At 69.8% G+C, this 3,799-nt stretch carries 5 protein-coding genes; 3 read left to right on the forward strand and 2 right to left on the reverse strand.

Annotated elements, in window-relative coordinates; translation table 11 throughout:
• The 3 genes from Q7P21_RS19965 to Q7P21_RS19975 form a co-directional block, all read left to right on the forward strand.
• Positions 1 to 492: SDR family oxidoreductase (locus Q7P21_RS19965; protein ID WP_304180074.1), on the forward strand; the 492-nt coding region annotated here is incomplete at its 5' end.
• A gap of 91 nt (positions 493 to 583) precedes the next feature.
• Positions 584 to 1,969 carry a S9 family peptidase gene (locus Q7P21_RS19970; protein WP_304180076.1) on the forward strand — a complete coding sequence of 462 codons (1,386 nt, stop codon included), beginning with the start codon at positions 584 to 586 and terminating at the stop codon, positions 1,967 to 1,969.
• Positions 1,970 to 1,973: 4 nt separating this feature from the next.
• Positions 1,974 to 2,396: a DUF1801 domain-containing protein gene (locus Q7P21_RS19975; RefSeq protein WP_304180077.1), complete on the forward strand. Its 423-nt coding sequence runs from the start codon at positions 1,974 to 1,976 to the stop codon at positions 2,394 to 2,396.
• A gap of 6 nt (positions 2,397 to 2,402) precedes the next feature.
• On the opposite strand, the gene Q7P21_RS19980 is transcribed toward Q7P21_RS19975, so the two are convergent.
• Positions 2,403 to 2,585, reverse strand: a complete 183-nt coding sequence (locus Q7P21_RS19980; protein WP_242566726.1) for a DUF3606 domain-containing protein — start codon at positions 2,583 to 2,585, stop codon at positions 2,403 to 2,405.
• Positions 2,586 to 2,626: 41 nt separating this feature from the next.
• Positions 2,627 to 3,706 carry a TrkA family potassium uptake protein gene (locus Q7P21_RS19985; RefSeq protein WP_304171780.1) on the reverse strand — a complete coding sequence of 360 codons (1,080 nt, stop codon included), beginning with the start codon at positions 3,704 to 3,706 and terminating at the stop codon, positions 2,627 to 2,629.
• Between the last annotated feature and the right edge of the window lie 93 nt (positions 3,707 to 3,799).

A 3,799-nucleotide genomic window follows, 5' to 3' on the forward strand; every position in this document is an offset into this window, starting at 1 on the left:
GGCATCAGCCCCAATGGCTTCAAGACCGTGATCGATATCGACCTGATGGGCACCTTCCACGTGCTGCGGGCGAGCTTCCAATATCTGAACCGGCCCGGCGCCTCGCTGATCTCGATCACCGCGCCGCAGGGCTCGCGGCCGTCGCTCTACCAGGCCCATGTCTGCGCGGCGAAGGCCGGGATCAACATGCTGACCCAGTGCCTGGCCATGGAGTGGGGTCCGGCCGGGGTGCGGGTCAACGCCATCTCGCCGGGGCCCATCGCCGAGACCGAAGGCATGGCCCGTCTGGCGACGACGCCGGAGGCGGAAGAGCGGGTGAAGTCGCGGATCGCCCTGCGCGGCTATGGCGAGAAGATCGATATCGCCGAGGCGGTGATCTATCTGTCGTCCGACAGCGGCCGCTACATCACCGGCACGATCATGAATGTCGACGGCGGCTCGGAGCTCGGCGACGCCGGCGGGGACGCGATTCCGGAGGCCTTCAAAGCCTGACGGTTGCGCGGACTCGCGCATCCGCGCAAAGGCGGGCAAGCTTCGGCATGCCCGCCAACCGCCGCCACAGGCCCTTAGCGAGGGAGCCCGCATGACGTCACCGCAGTGGATCCGTCGCGCGGTGCTGGCCGCCTTGCCCACGCTGCTGGCCCTGCCGGTCCAGGCCGCCACGCCCGGCGCGGCCGGCGACTGGGACGGGGTGATCGCGGCGAAGCTGCGGGTCGCCCTGCACCTGGTCGCCGGCGCCGGCGGCTACACCGCCACCCTCGACAGCCTGGACCAGGGCGCCGTGGGCGTACCGGCGACAGCGGTCGAAGGCGCCGACGCGGCCCTGACGATCCGCTTCGCCTTTGGCCAGTTCAAGGGCGGGCTCAGCCCCGATGGCCAGGCCCTGGTCGGGACCTGGACCCAGGGCGGCCTGGACCAGCCGCTCAGCTTCGCACGGCGCGGGGCCGGCGCCGGCGCCGCTCCCATCAACCGACCGCAGATCCCCAAGCGGCCCTATCCCTATCGCGAGGTGGCGGCCACGATCGACAACCCCGCCGCCAAGGGCGTGAGGTTGGCCGGGACCCTGACCCTGCCGCAGGGCGCCGGCCCCTTCCCCGCCGTGGTGCTGATCGCCGGCTCCGGCCCCAGCCTGCGCGACGAGGTGGTGCTGGGTCATCCGATCTTCCTGGTGCTGGCGGACGGACTGACCCGGGCCGGCATCGCGGTGCTGCGCTATGACAAGCGTGGAATCGGCGGTTCGACCGGCGATCTGGCGGTGGCCACCCTGTCCGACTTCGCCTCCGACGCCGAGGCGGCTTTCGACTGGCTACGGGCGCGACCGGATATCCTGGCCGGCAAGGTCGGGCTGGTCGGCCATAGCGAGGGCGGCTGCGTCGCCCCGATGATCGCCGCGCGCAATCCCTCCGTGGCCTGGCTGGTGCTGCTGGCCGCGCCGGCCGCCAAGGGGATTGAGGAACTGGAGCTGCAGAACGTCCGCATCGCCAAGGCCGGCGGGGCCAGCGACGCCCAGATCGAGGAGATGATGCAGCTGAAGCATCGGCTGTTCGTGGCCGCGGCCAGCGCGGTCAGCGCCGATGACGCGGTGTCGAAGGTCCACGCCCTGTTGGTGGCCGCGCGGCCCGAGGCGCCGGCCGCCCACATCGACGCCGAGACGGCGGCCTATACCCAGCCTGGCCTGCGCTCTCTGCTGGCCTATGATCCGAAGCCGGCCCTGGAGGCGGTGCATTGCCCGGTCCTGGCGCTCAACGGGTCCAAGGACCTGCAGGTCGCGGCCGACCAGAACCTGCCTTTGCTGCGCGCGGCCCTGGCCAGCAATCCGGACGCGACGGTGGAGGAGATGGCGGGCCTGAACCACCTGTTCCAGACGGCTGCGACCGGATCGCCCAGCGAATACGGTCAGATCGAGGAGACCTTTGCGCCGGTCGCCCTCGCCCGGATCAGCGGCTGGCTGACGGCGCACGCGAGGTAGGACCATGGCGACGATCAAGACCGTGCCGACCACAGCCAGCGTCGACGACCATGTCGCCGCCATCGCTGACGCCGGCCAGCGCGAGGACGCCCGCGTGCTGATCGACCTGATGGGCCGGGTGACCGGACAGCCGGCGGTGATGTGGGGCGACGCCATCGTCGGCTTCGACGCCTATCACTATCGCTATGACAGCGGCCGCGAGGGCCAGATGCCCCGGCTGAGTTTCAGCCCCCGCAAGGGCAAGACCGTGGTCTATCTGATGGGCGGCGCGGCGGCCCACGCGGCGCGCCTGGCGCGGCTGGGCAAGCACAGTTTCAAGGGCGTCTGCCTGCACATCAAGCGCCTGAGCGACCTGGACCTGGCGGTGCTGGAGGAAATCCTGGCCGCGACGCTGGAGGAGATGGCCGTGAAATATCCCAAGGCCTGAGGCGCCTCAGCGCTTCTTGCCCAGCTCGGCGGCGATGTCCTTGGTCATGCGGCCGACCTTGCGATGGGCGGCGGTGATCTGGTCGCGGGTGACGCCCCAGCGCTTCATCCAGTATTCGACCGCCTGGCGCTCGGAGAGATCGAGCCGCTCCTTGTCGATGAAGCCGCGCTTGTCCTTCAGTCCAGCCATGGGCGACTCCTTCTGGCCCCAGACTAGCCCCTCCCCGCCGGTCAGAACAGGCTGCGGCCGGCCCGGACCCGATCCGCCGAGGCCTGGAACAGGGTGGTGATGGCGGCGATGTCGGCGCGGGTGACCAGGAGCACTCCGTCGCCGGCCTGCAGCCGGGTGTCTCCGGGCGGCCGGGTCAGGACTTCGCCGTCGCGGCGATCCAGCTGCACCACGAAGAATCCGCCGCGCCCCCGGTTCTCCATCTCGCCCAGGCCCACCCCGATCGCGGCGGACTCCTCCGGCACGGTGACGACCTCCAGATGCAGGCCGAGGTCCCTGAGCGTCTTGTCGAAGTCCCGCATGCGGTCGGAGCCGCGAATGAACCGCGCGGTCTCGGGATGCAGGATCATCTCGGCGATGCGCTCGGCGCCGATGTGGGTCGGCAGCACCACCTTGTCGGCCCCGGCATAGACCAGCTTGCTCTCGGTGGTCGGCTGCTCGCCCCGGGCGATGATGTGCAGCTCGCGGTTCAGGCTGCGGGCCGAGAGGGTGATGAACACGTTGGCGGCGTCGTCCGGCAGGACGGTGGCCAGCACCTTGGCGCGCTCGATGCCGCCGGCCTTCAGCCCCGCCTCGTCGGCGGCGTCGACCTGGAGGCAGAGATAGCCCAGGGCCTGGGCCTGGGCGATCCGCGCCTCGCTGCGGTCGAGGATCACCAGATCCATGCCGCCGTCCTTGAGGTCCTTGGCCAGCATCACCCCGATCCGGCCGAAGCCGCAGATGATCACATGTCCCTTCAGCCGCTCGATTTCAGTGGTCACGCCGGTTCGACCCAGGAGCTGCTTGATCTGCCCCACCGTGAAAACCTGGACCAGCACCCCGGTCAACAGGATCATGCCGGTGCAGCCGAAGACGATGGTCATCATCGTCAAAGCATGCAGGCCCGGCGTGTTTATCGGGCGAACCTCTTCATAGCCCACCGTGTAGACCGTCAGCACCACCATGTAGATCGCGTCGGCCAGGCTCCAGCCGGCCAGCACATAGCCGGTGGTCGAGACGGTGATCAGGGCCAGCATGAAGGCCACGACCGCGACCAGGTTTCTCAAGGGCGAGGTCAGGAGGCCGGTCAGCGCGCGGGTCATGCGGCCGAACCTAGGGGGTGGACGCGCCCCACGGCAAAGCTCTTCCACCGAAACAGCCGCCGATCCCGCCCGGCGCCTGAGACCAAAGCGTCC

This window comes from Phenylobacterium aquaticum, from assembly GCF_947378715.1.
Lineage (GTDB): Bacteria > Pseudomonadota > Alphaproteobacteria > Caulobacterales > Caulobacteraceae > Phenylobacterium > Phenylobacterium aquaticum_A.